Source organism: Bartonella sp. AD328YNZD (assembly GCF_042196425.1).
In genome coordinates this window covers 1-1,428 of sequence record NZ_JBHIQG010000488.1, presented here as the reverse complement: position 1 = coordinate 1,428, position 1,428 = coordinate 1, and the positions used below count along the sequence as shown (strand labels likewise).

The 1,428-nt window shown below is 35.0% G+C and carries 2 pseudogenes; both read right to left on the bottom strand.

Features of this window, described 5'->3' with window-relative positions:
- Window positions 1–885: 885 nt before the first annotated feature.
- Window positions 886–1,069 (bottom strand): annotated as a pseudogene (locus ACFIO3_RS13095) (hypothetical protein); the annotation flags it as partial.
- Window positions 1,070–1,198: 129 nt separating this feature from the next.
- Window positions 1,199–1,428 (bottom strand): annotated as a pseudogene (locus tag ACFIO3_RS13090) (primosomal protein N'); the annotation flags it as partial.

Sequence of the window (1,428 nt, the reverse complement as noted above, 5' to 3'; positions counted from 1 at the left end):
TCTTAAAATTAAGAAAAATTTGATCTTTTTTCTTCAAATACCCACGCTTCTGAAAACATTTCACCAAATTATTTCCTTTTAAAAACACTTTTTAAATATACAACTTAAATATACAATGCATTGATTTATAATGATAATGCTTCTTTCTTCATACTGAATACTCCCCAACATCGTAAGATTCTCTCATTTCAAATCCTTTGATCAAAATCATTCTCTTGCTCCATTACAAGTAAGGAAGATGGATAAAATGATTAAAGAAAAAACATCTCTTATAAACGCTCTCAAGGACCAAGAGCTTTCGTAAGATTAAGAGCTAAAATAATATAATAGTGCCAACCAGTACTTTATAAAATAAAGGTGGCACTCCCTAACAGCTTCTGCATTCATGAAAGCCCTTACATTATATTATTCACGGATAACATCGTAAAATGAATTCGAGCGTACTGAGAAACATTTACTTAAACAAGAAATGTAACAATACAATAATATTCTGTTTTGGTTTCTCTGCTTCGCATGAAAAACGCAACCCCATTAAAAAATGAGGGTAATAAAAGCGTGAAGAACTGGAACAGCTCCATGATAAAAAATATTGCTATGAACGCTTTTAAAAACGATAAAATCAAATAAAAAGATGGTAACGATAGACGCTCATTTTTACCTTTACGCTCCAAAATGAATCTGTGTTCTCATCAAAGATAAATAAAGCAGATATAATATTTTTCACTCTAATTGGGTATAACATCAAAACGACTCGTACAGTACAAAAACATTTTATTTTCTGTTACATGCTGCTGTATGAGATTTGACTGTCAAACAACATCAAAAACACGATCTTCTTAAATCCACACCCTTCATTTTAATATTGCGCAGACTTTAGAAAAAGCTTTATGGATCGATATCAATTTGAACCAGAATAGAACTGAGCATTTTGGAGTATACCGCTAAGCATTGCCCCCTTATACAAAGAATATTGCCCCTAAAATAAAAAAAGCAGCAAAAACTGAAAACGATAACGCCCCCGAACCAGAGCCAAAGGCGCTTCTGCTGGTCCCATAACAGAGATATTTTTTCCCGTGGCGCTGCTTAATGCAATGTACATATATCATATTTTGCTGCTTGGATGCTTATTCTGAATAATAAGAAGAGTTCAAGTAAAGCACCTTAAGCAAAAAGACCTTCGCTTTATGCGATACTGGTTTTAGAAAAAGCTTTGCGGATCAATATCAATTTGAACCCGAACGGAACTGGGCATTTTGGGTATACTACTAAGCATTACACGTATAAACCCTTGTATATCAAAAGAGCGCTGTCCTTTCAGCAAAAGCCGAAAACGATAACGCCCCCGAACCAAAGCCAAAGGCGCTTCTGCTGGTCCCATAACAGAGATATTTTTTTCCCGTGGTGCTGCTTGACGCAATGCGCGCGCAT